Annotated in this window: 16 protein-coding genes and 1 other annotated feature; of the genes, 15 read left to right on the top strand and 1 reads right to left on the bottom strand. The window is 34.0% G+C overall.

Annotated features, from left to right (window positions below; all coding sequences use genetic code 11):
• The 8 genes from RYL55_RS06730 to RYL55_RS06695 form a co-directional block, all read left to right on the top strand.
• Positions 1-258 (top strand): hypothetical protein (locus tag RYL55_RS06730; RefSeq protein WP_315008192.1); only part of this gene is annotated, 258 nt, incomplete at its 5' end.
• A gap of 203 nt (positions 259-461) precedes the next feature.
• Positions 462-695, top strand: coding sequence for a DUF1146 domain-containing protein (locus tag RYL55_RS06725; protein WP_315008191.1), 234 nt, complete (start codon positions 462-464; stop codon positions 693-695).
• A 17-nt stretch (positions 696-712) separates the two neighbouring features.
• A complete protein-coding gene (murA, locus tag RYL55_RS06720) occupies positions 713-2,026 on the top strand; it encodes a UDP-N-acetylglucosamine 1-carboxyvinyltransferase (protein ID WP_315008190.1) in 1,314 nt (437 codons plus the stop codon).
• A 122-nt stretch (positions 2,027-2,148) separates the two neighbouring features.
• Positions 2,149-2,224: a sequence feature (ribosomal protein L21 leader region), on the top strand.
• Positions 2,225-2,239: 15 nt separating this feature from the next.
• Positions 2,240-2,548: a 50S ribosomal protein L21 gene (gene rplU / locus RYL55_RS06715; RefSeq protein WP_020991443.1), complete on the top strand. Its 309-nt coding sequence runs from the start codon at positions 2,240-2,242 to the stop codon at positions 2,546-2,548.
• A gap of 8 nt (positions 2,549-2,556) precedes the next feature.
• A complete protein-coding gene (locus tag RYL55_RS06710; RefSeq protein WP_315008189.1) occupies positions 2,557-2,889 on the top strand; it encodes a ribosomal-processing cysteine protease Prp in 333 nt (110 codons plus the stop codon).
• Between the two features lie 22 nt (positions 2,890-2,911).
• Positions 2,912-3,202, top strand: a complete 291-nt coding sequence (gene rpmA, locus RYL55_RS06705) for a 50S ribosomal protein L27 (protein ID WP_006703860.1) — start codon at positions 2,912-2,914, stop codon at positions 3,200-3,202.
• A 64-nt stretch (positions 3,203-3,266) separates the two neighbouring features.
• Positions 3,267-4,274, top strand: a complete 1,008-nt coding sequence (locus RYL55_RS06700; protein ID WP_315008188.1) for a class I SAM-dependent methyltransferase — start codon at positions 3,267-3,269, stop codon at positions 4,272-4,274.
• 202 nt (positions 4,275-4,476) lie between these two features.
• Entirely contained in the window at positions 4,477-5,667 is a 1,191-nt protein-coding gene (locus RYL55_RS06695) for an acetate kinase (RefSeq protein WP_315008187.1), read from the top strand.
• A 37-nt stretch (positions 5,668-5,704) separates the two neighbouring features.
• On the opposite strand, the gene RYL55_RS06690 is transcribed toward RYL55_RS06695, so the two are convergent.
• A complete protein-coding gene (locus tag RYL55_RS06690) occupies positions 5,705-6,814 on the bottom strand; it encodes a hypothetical protein (protein ID WP_315008186.1) in 1,110 nt (369 codons plus the stop codon).
• A 259-nt stretch (positions 6,815-7,073) separates the two neighbouring features.
• Here RYL55_RS06690 and gmk point away from each other — a divergent pair, with 259 nt between their 5' ends.
• The 7 genes from gmk (at position 7,074) to pknB (ending at position 15,458) form a co-directional block, all read left to right on the top strand.
• Positions 7,074-7,697 carry a guanylate kinase gene (gene gmk, locus RYL55_RS06685; protein ID WP_315008185.1) on the top strand — a complete coding sequence of 208 codons (624 nt, stop codon included), beginning with the start codon at positions 7,074-7,076 and terminating at the stop codon, positions 7,695-7,697.
• Positions 7,698-7,713: 16 nt separating this feature from the next.
• Positions 7,714-7,929, top strand: coding sequence for a DNA-directed RNA polymerase subunit omega (gene rpoZ, locus RYL55_RS06680; RefSeq protein WP_315008184.1), 216 nt, complete (start codon positions 7,714-7,716; stop codon positions 7,927-7,929).
• A 159-nt stretch (positions 7,930-8,088) separates the two neighbouring features.
• The gene (gene priA, locus RYL55_RS06675) at positions 8,089-10,491 is read left to right on the top strand and encodes a primosomal protein N' (protein WP_315008183.1); all 2,403 of its coding nucleotides are present in this window, start codon (positions 8,089-8,091) and stop codon (positions 10,489-10,491) included.
• Positions 10,492-10,508: 17 nt separating this feature from the next.
• Positions 10,509-11,465, top strand: coding sequence for a methionyl-tRNA formyltransferase (gene fmt, locus RYL55_RS06670; RefSeq protein ID WP_315008182.1), 957 nt, complete (start codon positions 10,509-10,511; stop codon positions 11,463-11,465).
• Positions 11,458-12,783 (top strand): 16S rRNA (cytosine(967)-C(5))-methyltransferase RsmB, encoded by a 1,326-nt coding sequence (gene rsmB / locus RYL55_RS06665; RefSeq protein ID WP_315008181.1) that lies wholly within the window; start codon positions 11,458-11,460, stop codon positions 12,781-12,783. The genes fmt and rsmB overlap by 8 nt, the downstream gene beginning before the upstream one ends.
• An 18-nt stretch (positions 12,784-12,801) precedes the next feature.
• Entirely contained in the window at positions 12,802-13,548 is a 747-nt protein-coding gene (locus tag RYL55_RS06660; RefSeq protein ID WP_315008180.1) for a Stp1/IreP family PP2C-type Ser/Thr phosphatase, read from the top strand.
• The gene (gene pknB, locus RYL55_RS06655) at positions 13,548-15,458 is read left to right on the top strand and encodes a Stk1 family PASTA domain-containing Ser/Thr kinase (RefSeq protein ID WP_315008179.1); all 1,911 of its coding nucleotides are present in this window, start codon (positions 13,548-13,550) and stop codon (positions 15,456-15,458) included. Before RYL55_RS06660 ends, pknB begins: the two co-directional genes overlap by 1 nt.
• Positions 15,459-15,719: the final 261 nt, after the last annotated feature.

Below are 15,719 nucleotides of genomic sequence, written 5' to 3'. Positions count from 1 at the left end.
ACAACTGATGCTAAAGGAAATACCCTACATCACTATAAGAAAGTGACACCTAAAGCTCCACAAGCAGTAGAAGAAGTTCCAACTACAAAACAAGAACAACCTTCTACACCAGAAGTGAAGTCAACGCCTGTAGCAAAACAAGAATTACCTAATACAGGTACGGCAGAACTAGAAGTCTTTACACCAGCAGTATTAGCAATCTTAGCAGGATTAGGATTAGCAACACCAACGGTAGCAAAGAAAAAAGACGAAGAATAAAATAAACAAAATTTGTTTTATCAAACGTCATACGACAATAAAGTGGCCCCAAAAAGTTAGACTTTTTGGGGTCACTTCGTTTTTTGGACGTTTTTATAATTTGATCCAATCTTTAATCTTAAAAAAGGTATCCGTCCTTTTATTTTCTTGAAAAATATGGTAAGATAGAAAAGCAGAATCTCTATAAAAGATAGGAGATTTATATGACGGAATATATACAAATCGTACGATTAGTGCTGACTTTAGGAATGATTGTTATTGCCTATTGGTCACTTCAATGCATCAATCTAGAAAAAATTATATTAAAAAAACGAATTGAACAAGCAAGACTATTCATCCTATTAGTGGCTCTTCTGTTAGGAATAGGAGCTGCTAATGCAATTTTCACGATATCAGATATGATTAATTCAATCGTTCAATTCATTACGAGTAAGTAACCTTGGAGGTTTTTAGAATGGAAAAGATGATTGTACAAGGTGGTACACGTCTAAATGGATCAGTAAAAGTAGAGGGAGCAAAAAATGCTGTGCTTCCAATTTTAGCAGCAAGTATTTTAGCAGAGTATGGAGTAACACATCTAACAAATGTACCAAATTTATCGGATGTGCATACAATGTTAGCAGTATTAAATAGTTTAAATGTCACAAGCACTTTTGATGAAGAGGAAAAATCAATTACGTTAAATGCCACAAAAAATATTCAAACAACGGCAGCATTTGAATTTGTTAGTAAAATGCGTGCATCAATCGTTGTAATGGGTCCATTGTTAGCAAGATTTGGACATGCTCGTGTGGCAATGCCAGGAGGTTGTGCAATTGGAACTCGTCCAATTGATTTGCATTTAAAAGGGTTCGAGGCAATGGGTGCAACCATTACTCAAGCAGATGGCTATGTAGAAGCTCATGCGGATCAATTAGTGGGTGCAAGAATTTATATGGATTTCCCATCAGTTGGTGCGACTCAAAACTTAATGATGGCAGCAACATTAGCGAAAGGGACGACTTTATTAGAAAATGTAGCTAGAGAGCCTGAAATTGTTGATTTAGCTAATATTTTAAATAAAATGGGTGCAAAAATTATTGGTGCGGGTACTGAAAACATTCGTATCGAAGGAGTAGACCACTTAGAAGGAACAATTCATTCAATTATCCCTGATAGAATTGAAGCAGGAACATTCATGGTTGCTGCAGCTGTTACTGGAGGAGATGTTTTTGTAGAAGATGCGATTGCAGAACATAATCAACCATTAATTTCTAAATTATCTGAAATGGGTGTTCGATTTATTGAAGAAGAAAATGGAATTCGTGTGATTGGACCAGAAACATTAAAACCAACAGATGTGAAGACATTACCTCATCCAGGTTTCCCAACTGATATGCAAGCACAAATGACAGTAGTTCAGTTGCTAGCTTCAGGAGTAAGTACAATGACAGAAACAGTATTCGAAAATCGTTTTAATCATTTAGAAGAATTGCGCCGTATGAATGCAGAGTTCATGATTGAAGGTAGAACTGCAGTGATGAATCAAGAGTCACAATTACAAGGTGCTCAAGTAAAGGCAACTGACTTACGTGCAGCAGCAGCCTTAATTATTGCGGGTATGGTGGCAAAAGGTTATACACGTGTAACTGAATTAAAATATTTAGATCGTGGATATTATCAATTCCATCATAAATTACGTGCATTAGGAGCAAATATCGAACGTGTTCATGAAGATGACGCAACTCCGTTCACAACAGTAGAATTAGAAAAGATGTTAAATCGTTAAAGAGATATTAGCCGAATGATTCTTAATAGAATTGTCGGCTAATTTTCATTTTAATTGATCAAGCTTTTGCTTGACTTAAATAGAAATCTCTGTTAAACTACTTATGTTGTAATTGTGAAGCACCACAGCTACAACCGCTCGGATTAGAGTACAAAAGACCGGAATCGGCACTTTAAACTGGCGAGTCTTAGTCTAAAATATAGGAGGTGCAATATGTACGCAATCGTAAAAACTGGTGGTAAACAAGTTAAAGTTGAAGTTGGTCAAGCAATCTACGTTGAAAAATTAAACGCAGAAGCTGGCGACAAAGTGACTTTCGAAGAAGTAGTATTTGTAGGTGGAGAAAACGTTAAAGTTGGTGCTCCATTCGTAGCAGGTGCAACTGTTGAAGGAACTGTTGAAAAACAAGGCCGTCAAAAGAAAGTTGTAACTTTCAAATACAAACGTCGTAAAGACTCTCACCGTAAACAAGGTCACCGTCAACCTTATACAAAAGTTGTGATTAACGCAATCAACGCTTAATTTTGACGATGATACGAGTAACGTTTCATAAAAAAGACCACGAATTAGTTTCTTTTGAAATGACAGGTCATGCTGGCTTTGGCGAGTATGGTGAAGACATTGTTTGTGCAGGCGTTTCTGCATTAGCGATTACGACTGTCAATAGTATCGAGAAGCTAGCGGGCTATCAACCGATTGTTGACGTTGATGAAGTCGAAGGTGGGTATTTATATTTCGAAGTTGTACGAGGTGTAACGAAAGTTCAATCTCACACAACAAAAATTTTATTAAATAGTCTATTACTAGGGTTAGAAGGAATTCAAGAAGAATATCCTAACTATCTAACCATTCAAGTTGATTAACCTATCAAGGAGGTGCACTCTCATGTTAAAAGTGAATTTACAATTATTCGCCCACAAAAAAGGGGGCGGTTCTACATCAAACGGACGTGACTCTCAATCAAAACGTTTAGGTGCTAAACGTGCTGATGGACAATTTGTTACAGGTGGTTCAATTTTATTCCGCCAACGTGGAACTAAAATCCATCCAGGTCACAATGTAGGAATCGGTGGAGATGACACATTATTCGCTAAAGTTGATGGCGTAGTACGTTTCGAACGTAAAGGCCGTGACAAAAAACAAGTATCTGTTTACCCAGTAGCAGCTGCTGAATAATATGGAATTTGAGGAGGCAGGACTTTGTCCTGTCTCTTATTTTTTATTTGAAAGGAGGAGTTTGATGGAACAGGAAAATAAAGAAATTCGTAGTTTTGAAAAATTATGGGAGGCTGTTCAAGTACTCCAAAAAGCAATTGATTATTCGTATGTTGAGGCATTAGGAGAAACCTTGCAAAATATTGCCTCAGGAAATCAAGCGCAACAAGTAGAAGGACAACCAGAGATAGCAACGATTGAAGCATTAAACACAGCTTATCAAGAACTAGCATTACAAAGCTTTACAAAAGAACAAATTCGTCGCATGATTCAATATACTTTCTTGAAAGCTGCTAAAGAAGATGGTTTACAAACGAATCACCAAATGACACCTGATTCAATTGGATTATTAGTGGCATTTATGGTAGAACGTTTAACAGAAACTAAAGAAACATTAGTACTCGCTGATTTTGCTTGTGGAAGTGGGAATTTATTAAGTACCGTTCAGTTATTTTTACAAGAAAGTGGCAAAACAATTCAAACGACTGCAATTGATAATGATGAAGTGTTAGTCCATTTAGCATTGCAATCTTTTGCTTTAGAAAGTTTAGAGGTACGAGTTATGTTGCAAGATGGATTAAGTGATTTATTAGTCGATCCAATTGATATTGCGTTATCCGACTTGCCCGTGGGGTATTATCCAGTTGATGAACGAGCTAAAGAGTTTAAGACTCATGCGAAAGAGGGACATTCTTATGCTCATCATTTATTCATCGAACAACATTTGAATTATTTAAAACCAGGCGGTTTTGGATTCATGATTGTGCCAACGAATTTATTTGAAACAGAAGAAAGTGTGTCATTATTAGAACAGTTACAAAAAGAATCTTTTGTTCAAGCCATGCTCGCTTTCCCTAAAACATTATTCAAAAATCAACAATATAGCAAGTCGTTACTCATTTTCCAGAAAAAAGGAAAAGGTGCGAAACAAGCACGTCAAGTATTGTTAGGCGACATCCCGGATATGAAAAACATCGATAAGTTCAGACAATTTACACAAACATTTGAAAAATGGGCAAAAGAACTTTCGTAGAGAGTGTAGGACTAAAAAGCTAAGAGTAGATATATACTTTGACATTTTATTTTCTGTAGAACTAAGGATTTATTATTTCAATCTGTACTTAGTTATGCTAAAATGAATGAGGTACGAGAAATGCTGAAACATGAAACTTTTAAAGGAAATTGTACAGTGTTTTTCACAAAAGTAGAACATTATCACACAAAGGAGACAGATTATGTCAAAATCAATTGCAATTAATGCCGGAAGTTCAAGTTTGAAATTCCAATTATTTAATATGCCTCAAGAAGAAGTTGTGGCAAAAGGATTAGTAGAACGTATTGGATTAGAAAATTCAATCTTCTCAATTAGCTACGGAGATGATCAAAAATATGAAGTGGTAGAAGATATTCCAAACCACGAAATTGCCGTAGAAAAATTATTAGAGCAATTAGTAGCATTAAACATTATTGCTTCATTTGATGAAATTACTGGTGTTGGACACCGTGTAGTTGCTGGGGGAGAAATCTTCAAAGATTCAGCTTTAGTAGACGATACAGTTATCCAACAAGTAGAAGATTTAGCAGAATTTGCTCCATTACACAATAAAGCAGAAGCTATCGGAATGCGTGCTTTCAAACACATCTTACCAGATATTACAAGTGTTGCTGTATTCGATACTTCATTCCATACAACAATGCCTAAAAAAGCATACTTATACAGTGTGCCATTAGAATACTACAAACAATTCAAAGCACGTAAATACGGAGCACACGGAACTAGCCACCGTTATGTTTCACACCGTGCAGCTGAATTATTAGGTAAACCAATTGAAGAATTAAAAATCATTACATGTCACTTAGGAAATGGTGCTTCTATTACAGCCGTTGATGGTGGTAAATCAGTAGATACATCTATGGGATTCACTCCATTAGCAGGGGTTACAATGGGTACTCGTTCAGGAGACATTGATGCTTCATTAGTAGGATTCTTAATGAACAAATTAAATATTTCAGATATTAACGAAATGGTTGACATTTTAAACAAAAAATCTGGTTTATTAGGATTATCAGGTTTATCAAGTGATATGCGTGATATTGACAATGCTTCAGCAACTAACGAAGATGCTAAAGTAGCAATGGAAATCTTTGTGGATCGTGTTCAAAAATACATTGGTCAATACATTGCTGTAATGAATGGGGTAGATGCGATTGTGTTTACTGCTGGTATTGGTGAAAACTCAATTAAAATCCGTGACTTAATTATTAGTGGAATTACATGGTTCGGATGTGATATTGATAAAGAACGTAACAACACTCGTTCAGAAGCAATTATTTCATCAGACAATGCGAAAGTAACAGTATTAAACATTCCAACAAATGAAGAAGTAGAAATCGCAAGAGATATCGAAAGATTACGTCAAAAATAAGATAGAAAAGAGGCTTAACGGCAGGTTAAGCCTCCTTTTATTTTACCCAAATATGAAATGAATGAGGGTCAACTTCTTTTTTGGAGAGGACGGTACTTTCACTAATCTGATAACGTAATAATTTGTTACCTACTAAAATTAATAAAGTGTCGTCATCTATTTGTTTCACATCTTTTAAAGAATCCTTATTTACATCAAAACCGAATTCAGATAAATCGATGAATTGTGAGGTCTGATTTGTTAAATGAAAAAGGCTGAACCCAATTTTTTTAGAATATACAGTTGAATGTTCAATGGCGACTAAATCACCTTTTAGTTCATATAGATTGTTAGGAGCAATTTCAGGTAAATCTATGAACTCTTTTGTTCCTGAATCCATATCATAGTGGAATATTTGTCCTTGAACTATTTTTTCCTTCGTAGAATTTTGACGATAACCACTTGAAGTAACGAAAAGTTGATTTTCTCTTACAATGCTATCATTAAAGAAATAAGTAACCTCTGGATCCTTGTATAATAGTTCTTTATTTTCCAACTGTAATTTTTGGTTTTGTAATGAAAAGTGATAGAAGTAAGTTGGATAATTATGATTCGCATCACCTTTGACAGATGTTCCTGAAAAATATAGATGATTCCCCTCGTTTGAAAAGTCTGAAAGAATGACTGGTTCTTCAAAAATATATTTATCTACTTTTTTTAATGTTGGATCAAAAGTTGCTAAATAATTTGAAGCGGAAGTGAAATAGTAATCAGGATTTGAGCCAGAAGACGTATAAGCATAGTCATCTGTTTTATGGTGTTTGATTTCCCCGGCTTTAAAGTCGATAGATGTCACTCTTCCAATGACTCCGTGGGGTTTTCCTTCCTCAGAAAATACTAAATAACGATTAGATAATTCTGCACGTTTAACAGTTGGATTAATTTGTCCTTTAACAGTTTCTACTTTTTCATCAGAAACTTTCTTGAATTCTGAATTGTCCAGTTGATATCCTTCGATATTTTTATATCCTACTATATAAAAATTAGCGTCTGATGAGATAGAAAAATGCTTAGGGAGTGAGTCAAGTAATTTTGGTGTTAAGAAAAGTGCTAATATTACGAGTACAACAAATAAAATTAAAGTTAGTTTTTTCTTTTTCTTGTTCATAAATAAGTCTCCCTTCAAAATAAAATGTAAGCCTTTTCGTATCTATCTTTATTATATTCCGTTTTTTTGAAAGGTCAATATTTTGTTTGATTTTTCACAATATTTTTCTGGTTTATTAAAGAAATAAGACACATAATAATGAAGGGAAGATTATAATTTGTTGAGGAAGGGATAATTTTTTTACTTTGGCTTGTTGTTTGACTGGAGTTTATGATAAGATAGTAAAAAGCTGTAAAAAGAATGGAGTTTTGAGACGATTATGACAAAAAGAGGATTGCTAATCGTTTTATCTGGGCCATCAGGCGTAGGGAAAGGAACAGTTAGAGCTGCAATTTTTTCAAAAGGGGAACAAAAATTTGTTTACTCAATTTCAGCAACAACTCGTCTACCACGTACAGGTGAAACAGATGGGGTCGATTATTTCTTCAAGACAAGAGAAGAATTTGAACAAATGATTCAAAATAAACAATTATTGGAGTATGCTGAATATGTTGGGAATTATTATGGCACTCCGCTAGAATATGTAGAAAATACATTAGCAAAAGGTAAAGATGTATTTTTAGAAATTGATGTACAAGGAGCAATTCAAGTTCGTGATTTAATGCCGGATGGAGTGTTTATTTTCTTAACGCCACCTGATTTAAATGAATTAGAAAGCCGTATTGTTAATCGAGGAACAGATTCCGATGAAGTAATTGCGAAACGTATGAAAACAGCTCGTGAAGAATTAGAGTTGATGAAGTATTATGATTACTCTGTAGTGAACGATACAGTAGATAATGCTGTTCAAAAAATTGAAGCAATTATTCAAACGGAGCACTTGCGAATCGTTAGAAATTTAGATACTATAGAAGAGTTAGAAGAAATACTGGATGAAGAGTAGAAAGAGGTAATCTATTATGATGTTATATCCTTCAATTGATAAATTATTAAATGAAATTGATTCAAAATATTCTTTAGTAATTTTATCAAGTAAAAGAGCTCATGAATTACACCATCATGAACCACAAAAATTAGAGAACTATCAATCAGATAAAAATGTTGGCCGTGCATTAGAAGAAGTTATCGCCGGTGAATTAGGAATTCGTGAAGATAGTATTCCTGAAGAAGTTTAATGAGGAAGAAGCCTTGAAGTGGAGAAATCCCTTCAAGGTTTTTATTTTTTAAAATATATTTTAATAGTGAATAAATCGTTTTCTATTTTTTGAAAAAGATGATACACTAATCTTATGATGTAAATTGGGGTAAATATACCTCTAAAGCGAGGTGAAATCATGTTTGCACAAGTAATTGTAGATGTTCCAGTAAAACAAGTGAATCATACTTTTGATTATATTATTCCAGAAATTTTTGATGGAGAAATCGAAGTTGGAATGAGAGTCGTTGTTCCATTTGCTGGAAGAAGTGTGCAAGGCTTTGTTGTTTCCATTTCTCCTACAACAGAGTTTGACGGTGAATTAAAAGAAATTGAACGATTGATGGATCTTGAACCTGTTCTCTCAAAAGAAATGATTGAATTAGGGGAATATATGTCCAATCATTTATTTGCCTTTTTAATTCACTGTTATCAAACAATGTTGCCAGCAATGTTAAAAACAACAACAAGAAAGTTATTTGTATTAGAAAATCCCAAAATACAAGAAGAAATTTTTCAAAGAATTTTTAATGGTCAATTAGAATTAGAAGTAACCGATGAAATGCCGAAGGAAATTTTGGCAGAGTTACTACGTTTAAAACAAAAAGGAATTGTTCAAACAAAAACTTTAGTAGAAGACCGCAAACAAATAAAAACAGAAGATTGGATTGTATTATCGTATTTACCTGAAGAATATTTGGAAATGATGAGGCAAGTTTCCAAAAATGCGGCAAAACAAATAAGATTTTTGGAAGGCTTATCTAGTTTAGAGAATACAGAAATTGCGAAAGCTGAATTTATGACTCGCTTTAATGTTGTGCAAGCAGATGTGAAGAAAGCTATTGAAAAAGGTTGGATTCTTTTAGAAAAAAGAGCAGTAGATAGAGATCCTTATGCAGGGAGAAAAATTATTCACTCGAAACCATTTGAACTAAATGACGAGCAAAAACAAGTTTTTCAACAAGTGTTAGAAGAAGAGACTGATGAAACCTCTCATGTTTATTTATTGCAAGGCGTGACAGGCTCAGGAAAGACAGAAGTGTATCTTCAATGGATTGGAGAAGCCATTCAAAAAGGAAAAAGCGCTATGATGCTTGTTCCAGAAATTTCATTAACTCCTCAAATGGTACAACGTTTCAAAGAACGATTTGGAAATCGAGTAGCTGTTTTACATAGCGGTTTGAATCCTGGAGAAAAACATGATGAATGGCAAAAAATAAAAGAAGGTAGAGCAGACATTGTTGTTGGAGCAAGATCTTCGGTATTTGCTCCATTAGAAAATATTGGCATTATTATTTTAGATGAAGAACATGAAAGTACTTATAAACAAGAAGATACTCCACGTTATCATGCTAGAGATATTGCGATTTGGAGAGGGAAATATCATCATTGCCCTGTCGTACTTGGTAGTGCAACTCCAAGTTTAGAATCTCGAGCAAGAGCGGAAAAGGGAGTTTATCGTTTATTACGTTTAACAAAGCGTGCTAAACATCAACCATTACCTCAAGTTCATGTGCTTGATATGAAACAAGAATTTCTGGCACAAAAGGGAAGTTTCTCTAAACGTCTATTACAAGCGTTAGAAGACCGATTAGAAAAAGGAGAGCAAAGTGTGTTGCTCTTAAATCGAAGAGGATATTCGTCCTTTATTATGTGTCGAGATTGTGGTTATGTATTGGAATGTCCAAATTGTGATATTTCTTTGACGCTTCATATGGATACAAAAGTGATGAAATGCCATTACTGTGGGCATGAAGAAGGGATTCCAAATCACTGTCCGAAATGTCATAGCCGACAAATTCGTTATTTCGGAACGGGAACTCAAAAACTTCAAGAAGAATTAGAACAATTATTGCCAACTGCGAGAGTTATTCGAATGGATGTTGATACAACTCGTAAAAAGGGACAACATGAATCGTTGTTAAAACAATTTGAAGAACAAAAAGCGGATATTTTAATTGGAACACAAATGATTGCTAAAGGGTTAGATTTTCCAAATGTCACTTTAGTAGGAGTCGTCAATGCAGATACAGCTTTAAATATTCCGGATTTTAGGGCTGCAGAAAAAACTTTCCAATTATTAACGCAAGTAGCAGGAAGAGCTGGTAGAGGAGATAAGGCTGGAGAAGTATTTATTCAAACATACAACCCAGATCATTATGCGATTCAATTAGCACAAAATCACTATTACGAGGCTTTCTTTGCTCAAGAAATGAAAATGAGACATCTCGCTCATTATCCGCCCTATTATTTTACAGTGATGATTACAGTTTCTAGTGAACAAGAATATGCTGCACAAAAACAGGCTTATGACATTAAAAAGGTATTGGAAGGTAAGCTATCTTCTCAATCCGTCTTATTAGGTCCAAGTGCAAAATCAATTGCTAGAATGAATAATCGTTATTATTATCAATTAATTATTAAATATAAAAAAGATCCAGTATTAGATATTTTATTACATGAGGTCTTAGTCAATACTCAATCGACTCCGCAATCAAAAGTAGCGGTATCCATCGATGTAGAACCCCAATATTTTTTATAAGGATAGGAAGTGGAATTTTGAAAAAAATTATTTTTATGGGGACACCCGAATTTTCAACAAAAGTATTAGATGCTTTAGTTAGTTCAGAAGAATATGAAGTGATTGCGGTTGTGACTCAACCAGATAGACCAGTTGGTCGTAAAAAAGTGATTACTCCATCACCTGTGAAAAAATATGCATTAGAGCAAAATATTGCTGTATATCAACCAGAAAAATTAACGGGTTCAGAAGAATTAGAACAATTAATGACATTAGATGCTGATTTAATTGTAACAGCTGCTTATGGTCAGTTTTTACCAAAGAAATTTTTAGAATTTCCAAAACAAGGTGCTATTAATGTTCATGCATCTTTATTACCAAAATATCGCGGCGGTGCACCGATTCATTACGCTATTATGAATGGGGATTCTCATACAGGTGTAACCATTATGCGAATGGTTAGCAAAATGGATGCGGGAAATATTTTATCACAACGCTCGATTCCAATTGAACAATTTGATGATGTAGCTTCCATGTTTGAAAAATTAAGTGTGGTAGGTGCGGAATTATTATTAGACACATTACCGAAAATTTTTGATGGGATAATTACTGAAATTGTACAAGATGAAACGTTCGTAACGTATTCTCCAAATATTACACGAGAACAAGAACAAATCGATTGGACAAAAGAAGCAAAAATGGTGGATTGCTTTATCCGTGGATTACGTCCTTGGCCAACTTCATTTACTGTATTAAATGGTGAAAGAGTGAAAATTTGGCAAGTGAAGGTAGTAGATCAAACAACTGCTGAACAACCAGGAACATTATTTAAAGAAAATCATCATTTGTATGTAGCATGTGGAAATCAAACCGTATTAGAAATTATTGAATTACAACCTGCTGGAAAAGCTAAAATGACTTCAGATGCCTTTATGAATGGTTTTGCTTCAGTTATTGAAGAGAAAGCTTGCTTTGAAGGGGTAAATCATGGATAAGGTCAGAAATGCAGTTGTAGACTTATTAGTTCAAGTGGAACAAGATCAATCTTATTCAACGATTAGTTTAAAAAAGGTAATTGAGCAACAAAAATGGACTGCAAAAGATAAAGGTCTGTTAACTGAATTGTTTTATGGAACGATTCAGCGAAAAATGACGATTGATTTTTATTTAGCCCCTTATATTCAAAAAGCAAAGAAAATTCAACCATGGGTGAAACAATTGCTGAGAATTTCCATTTATCAAATGGTATTTTTAGATAAAATTCCAGATCATGCAGCAATTTTTGAAGCAGTACAAATTGCAAAAAAACGTGGTCATCAAGGGGTTGCTAAATTTGTCAATGGTGTACTTAGAAATTTCCAAAGAAATGATTTAAGAAGTTTTGAGGAAATAAAAGATGCAGATGAAAGAATGAGCGTACAGTATAGTATTCCAAAATGGATGTACCAATTATTTCAACAACAGTATGGAGTAGAAAAAGCACAACAAATTTCTGAGTCTATTTTAACTGCGCCAAGTGTCAGTGTTCGTATTCAACCCAATTATTTATCGCAGGAACAAGTAAAACAACTGTTAGATGAAGAAGGGGTTCAGACTAGAGAAAGCATGTTATCCAATAGATGTCTCATTGTGAAAGAGGGGAATGTTTTCCAATCGAAAGCTTTTGAACAAGGACTTATTACGATTCAAGATGAAGCTTCTTCTTTAGTAGCACAAGTTGGTAATTTACAACCAACAAATAAAGTACTTGATACATGTGCTGCACCCGGCGGGAAGACGACGCATATTGCAAGCTATTTAGATCCATCAAAAGGTGGACAGGTTGATGCCTTAGATTTATATGAACATAAACTAAAGAAAATTCAAGAAAATGCAAAAAGATTGCGAGTGGAAGATTGTATTTCCATGAAAGTGCTAGATGCCCGTACTGTTCATGAAGTATATCCAACTGAAAGTTTTGATGCGGTATTTGTGGATGCACCTTGTTCAGGATTAGGATTAGTTCGTCGTAAACCGGATATTAAATATACAAAAGAATTAAAAGATTTAAAGAGTTTGGAAAAAATTCAACTTGATATTTTAATATCTGCTTCAAAAATGGTAAAATCAAAGGGAAGTCTTGTGTATTCTACTTGTACAATAAATAAGTCAGAAAATAGAGAGCTAGTCAATCAATTTTTAGAAACGAATCCAGAGTTTAAAATTGAACCGATTGGAAAGTGGATTCATCAAGAAACAGAAGATATTACAATATTACCAAGTGACTTTAATAGTGATGGTTTTTATATTTGTAAACTAGTTAAAAAATCCTAAACATCAAGGAGGGATTATATGAAATTTGCCATAAAAAGTGATGTTGGCCAAAGAAGAAAAGTGAATGAAGATACTGCAGGATACTTTGAAAGCAAAAATAATATCCCGCTTATGATGGTATGTGATGGTATTGGTGGTCATAATGCTGGTGAAGTTGCAAGTTCAATGGCTCTTATGACAATTGGCCAAGCATGGAAAAAAATGGAATTAGATGATATTGAAGAAATCTACCAATGGTTGATTCATAAAATTGAAGAAGCCAATAATGATATTCTTTTGCGTTCAACACAATATGAAGATTTGTATGGGATGGGAACTACCTTAGTAGCAGCGATTGTGATAGATAATCAATTAATGATTGCCAATGTTGGAGATAGTCGAGCATATGTGTTAAGAAATTTTCAATTGAAGCAATTAACGGAAGATCAAAGCTTGGTAAATGCATTATTGAAATCTGGTGAAATTACTCCTGAAGAAGCAGAAAATCACCCTAATAAAAATATAGTGACTCAATCACTTGGTGTTACTTCAGTGGTAGAAATTGACTTTGTGAGAATGACTGTTAAAGAAGACGATACTCTACTATTATGTAGTGATGGATTGAGTGATATGTTATCACTAGAAGAAATTCGAAATGTGATGAATCATTATTCTGATATAGAAAAACAAGTAGAAAAAGCTGTTGAAGCAGCTAATGAAGCAGGTGGCCGTGATAATATTACGGTTGCTATTGCAAAAATTCAATTACAAGAGGAGGTAGCCTAATGCTAGAAGCTGGAAAAACATTAAATGGACGTTATAAAATTCAATCTTTAATCGGTACCGGTGGAATGGCTGCGGTTTACCTAGCAACTGATTTGATTTTAGATCGATTAGTAGCAATTAAAGTTTTAAGATTAGATTTTAGACAAAATGATGATGCAATGAGAAGATTTAGACGTGAAGCATTATCAGCAACGCAATTAACACATCCTAATATCGTTGGAGTTTATGATGTTGGACAGTCACAAGAGATGAATTACATTGTGATGGAATATGTAGAAGGAACAGATTTGAAAGATTATGTACGACAAAGAGGAGCTTTACATCCAATAGAAGCAGTTCGTATCATGATGCAAATTGTTTCAGCTATTGCTGCTGCTCATCAAAATCGAATTATTCATCGTGATATAAAACCACAAAATATTTTAATTGATCGAGAAGGGAATGTTAAAATAACTGATTTTGGTATTGCTGTAGCATTATCCGATACATCGTTAACACAAACGAATACATTGCTTGGCTCTGTTCATTACTTGTCACCAGAGCAAGCAAGAGGTGGAATGGCAACAATTCAAACGGATATCTATGCATTAGGGATTGTGTTATATGAATTATTAACGGGAAGAGTTCCATTTGATGGAGAATCAGCTGTATCAATTGCACTGAAGCATTTTCAAGAACCGTTACCTCCAGTTATGAATCCATCAGTGATGATTCCGCAAAGTTTGGAAAATATAGTCTTAAAAGCAACTGCAAAAGATCCAATGAATCGGTATAGAAGTTGCTATGAAATGTTTCAAGATTTAAAAACTTGTTTGGACTCAACAAGATTATATGAAAAGAAATTTGTACCAGCTAGTTTTTCGGGAGAGACAAAAGTATTGTCTCCAATCTCTACACAAAAAATTAAACCAATACAATCAAGTCGTGAAATACCGGTAGTAGAAATGGATGAAGAAAAACCGGTTAAGAAAAAAAGAAAATGGCCTTGGGTATTATTACTCATGATATCCGTTATTGGAATTATGGCTTTTGCATTTTTACATTCAAGTCCAAAGGAAGTTCAAGTTCCGGATGTAACGAATTTAACAGAAGCTGCAGCTAAAATTAAACTGGCAGATGCAAAATTAAATGTAACAGATGTGATACAAGTACAATCTGATGAAGTAGAAAGTGGAAAAGTTATTGAAACAAATCCAAAAGCAGGAAGTACTGTAAAAGAAAAGTCAAAAGTAACACTTAAAGTAAGTTCTGGAAAAGAAGCAATAACAATGAAGGATTATCGAAATAAAACTTATGAAGCAGCCAGAGATGAGTTAAAGAAATTAGGTTTTACAGTAGAAAGAAAAGATGAAAACTCGGATAATGTAGATTCAGGGAAAGTAATTTCTCAAAGTATTGCTCCAAATCAAAAAGTAGAAGGAAAAGATACTGTTATAACATTAGTGGTAAGTAAAGGTGAAAATTCAATAAAAATGGCAAACTTGAAAGGATATACTCGAGAAGGGGCTATTGAATATGCTAGTGCTAATAATTTAAACTTAACCATTACAGAAGAAGAAAATGATGCAACAGTGGATACAGTTGTTAGTCAATCAATTCGTGAAGGTTCAGAGATTAAAAAAGGTGCACCTTTAACAATTGTGCTATCAAAAGGTAAAAAAGTACACACAGTAACAAAACAGATAGTAATTCCTTATCAAAAACCAAAAAACAATTCGAATAGAAAAGTTAATAAGATTTCTATTTACATTGAAGACTCGGTAAACCAGCTTCAAAATGTATATAACACTATAGAAATTAGTGAAGATACTAGTGTGAATTTAACATTTAGTTTAAGTAATACTCAACCAATAGGAAAATATAAAATTGTTAGTGATGGTAAGGAAATTACTTCTGGAACCGTTCAATAATATAAAAGACTGTAGCCTAAAAAACTACAGTCTCTTTTTTACGAAAAATATAAAAAAAGTTAAGAAATGGACTTGCAAAGGGAGAAAAACTATGGTAAATTATAAACACTGTTAACGAACGTTCGCTTTTAAAGCGTTTGAAAATTATAAAAAAACATGTTGACAGCCAAAAACTCCTATGATAATATATAGGAGTTATCGCGAAGAGCGACGTTGACCTTTGAAAACTAAACAAAGAAGACAAACCAAATGTGTAGGGAC

Source organism: uncultured Granulicatella sp., from assembly GCF_963515615.1.
Taxonomy (GTDB): Bacteria; Bacillota; Bacilli; order Lactobacillales; family Aerococcaceae; genus Granulicatella.
The sequence above is the reverse complement of the archived record's forward strand: the minus strand, read 5'-3'. Positions and strand labels throughout refer to the sequence as shown.

Excerpts from the sequence above, each read along its gene's own strand:
- rplU (WP_020991443.1), top strand. The coding sequence starts at position 2,240 with ATGTACGCAATCGTAAAAACTGGTGGTAAACAAGTTAAAGTTGAAGTT.
- rpoZ (WP_315008184.1), top strand. The coding sequence starts at position 7,714 with ATGATGTTATATCCTTCAATTGATAAATTATTAAATGAAATTGATTCA.
- gmk (WP_315008185.1), top strand. The coding sequence starts at position 7,074 with ATGACAAAAAGAGGATTGCTAATCGTTTTATCTGGGCCATCAGGCGTA.
- RYL55_RS06710 (WP_315008189.1), top strand. The coding sequence starts at position 2,557 with ATGATACGAGTAACGTTTCATAAAAAAGACCACGAATTAGTTTCTTTT.
- rpmA (WP_006703860.1), top strand. The coding sequence starts at position 2,912 with ATGTTAAAAGTGAATTTACAATTATTCGCCCACAAAAAAGGGGGCGGT.
- RYL55_RS06695 (WP_315008187.1), top strand. The coding sequence starts at position 4,477 with ATGTCAAAATCAATTGCAATTAATGCCGGAAGTTCAAGTTTGAAATTC.
- murA (WP_315008190.1), top strand. The coding sequence starts at position 713 with ATGGAAAAGATGATTGTACAAGGTGGTACACGTCTAAATGGATCAGTA.
- pknB (WP_315008179.1), top strand. The coding sequence starts at position 13,548 with ATGCTAGAAGCTGGAAAAACATTAAATGGACGTTATAAAATTCAATCT.
- RYL55_RS06725 (WP_315008191.1), top strand. The coding sequence starts at position 462 with ATGACGGAATATATACAAATCGTACGATTAGTGCTGACTTTAGGAATG.
- RYL55_RS06660 (WP_315008180.1), top strand. The coding sequence starts at position 12,802 with ATGAAATTTGCCATAAAAAGTGATGTTGGCCAAAGAAGAAAAGTGAAT.
- priA (WP_315008183.1), top strand. The coding sequence starts at position 8,089 with ATGTTTGCACAAGTAATTGTAGATGTTCCAGTAAAACAAGTGAATCAT.
- RYL55_RS06690 (WP_315008186.1), bottom strand. The coding sequence starts at position 6,814 with ATGAACAAGAAAAAGAAAAAACTAACTTTAATTTTATTTGTTGTACTC.
- RYL55_RS06700 (WP_315008188.1), top strand. The coding sequence starts at position 3,267 with ATGGAACAGGAAAATAAAGAAATTCGTAGTTTTGAAAAATTATGGGAG.
- rsmB (WP_315008181.1), top strand. The coding sequence starts at position 11,458 with ATGGATAAGGTCAGAAATGCAGTTGTAGACTTATTAGTTCAAGTGGAA.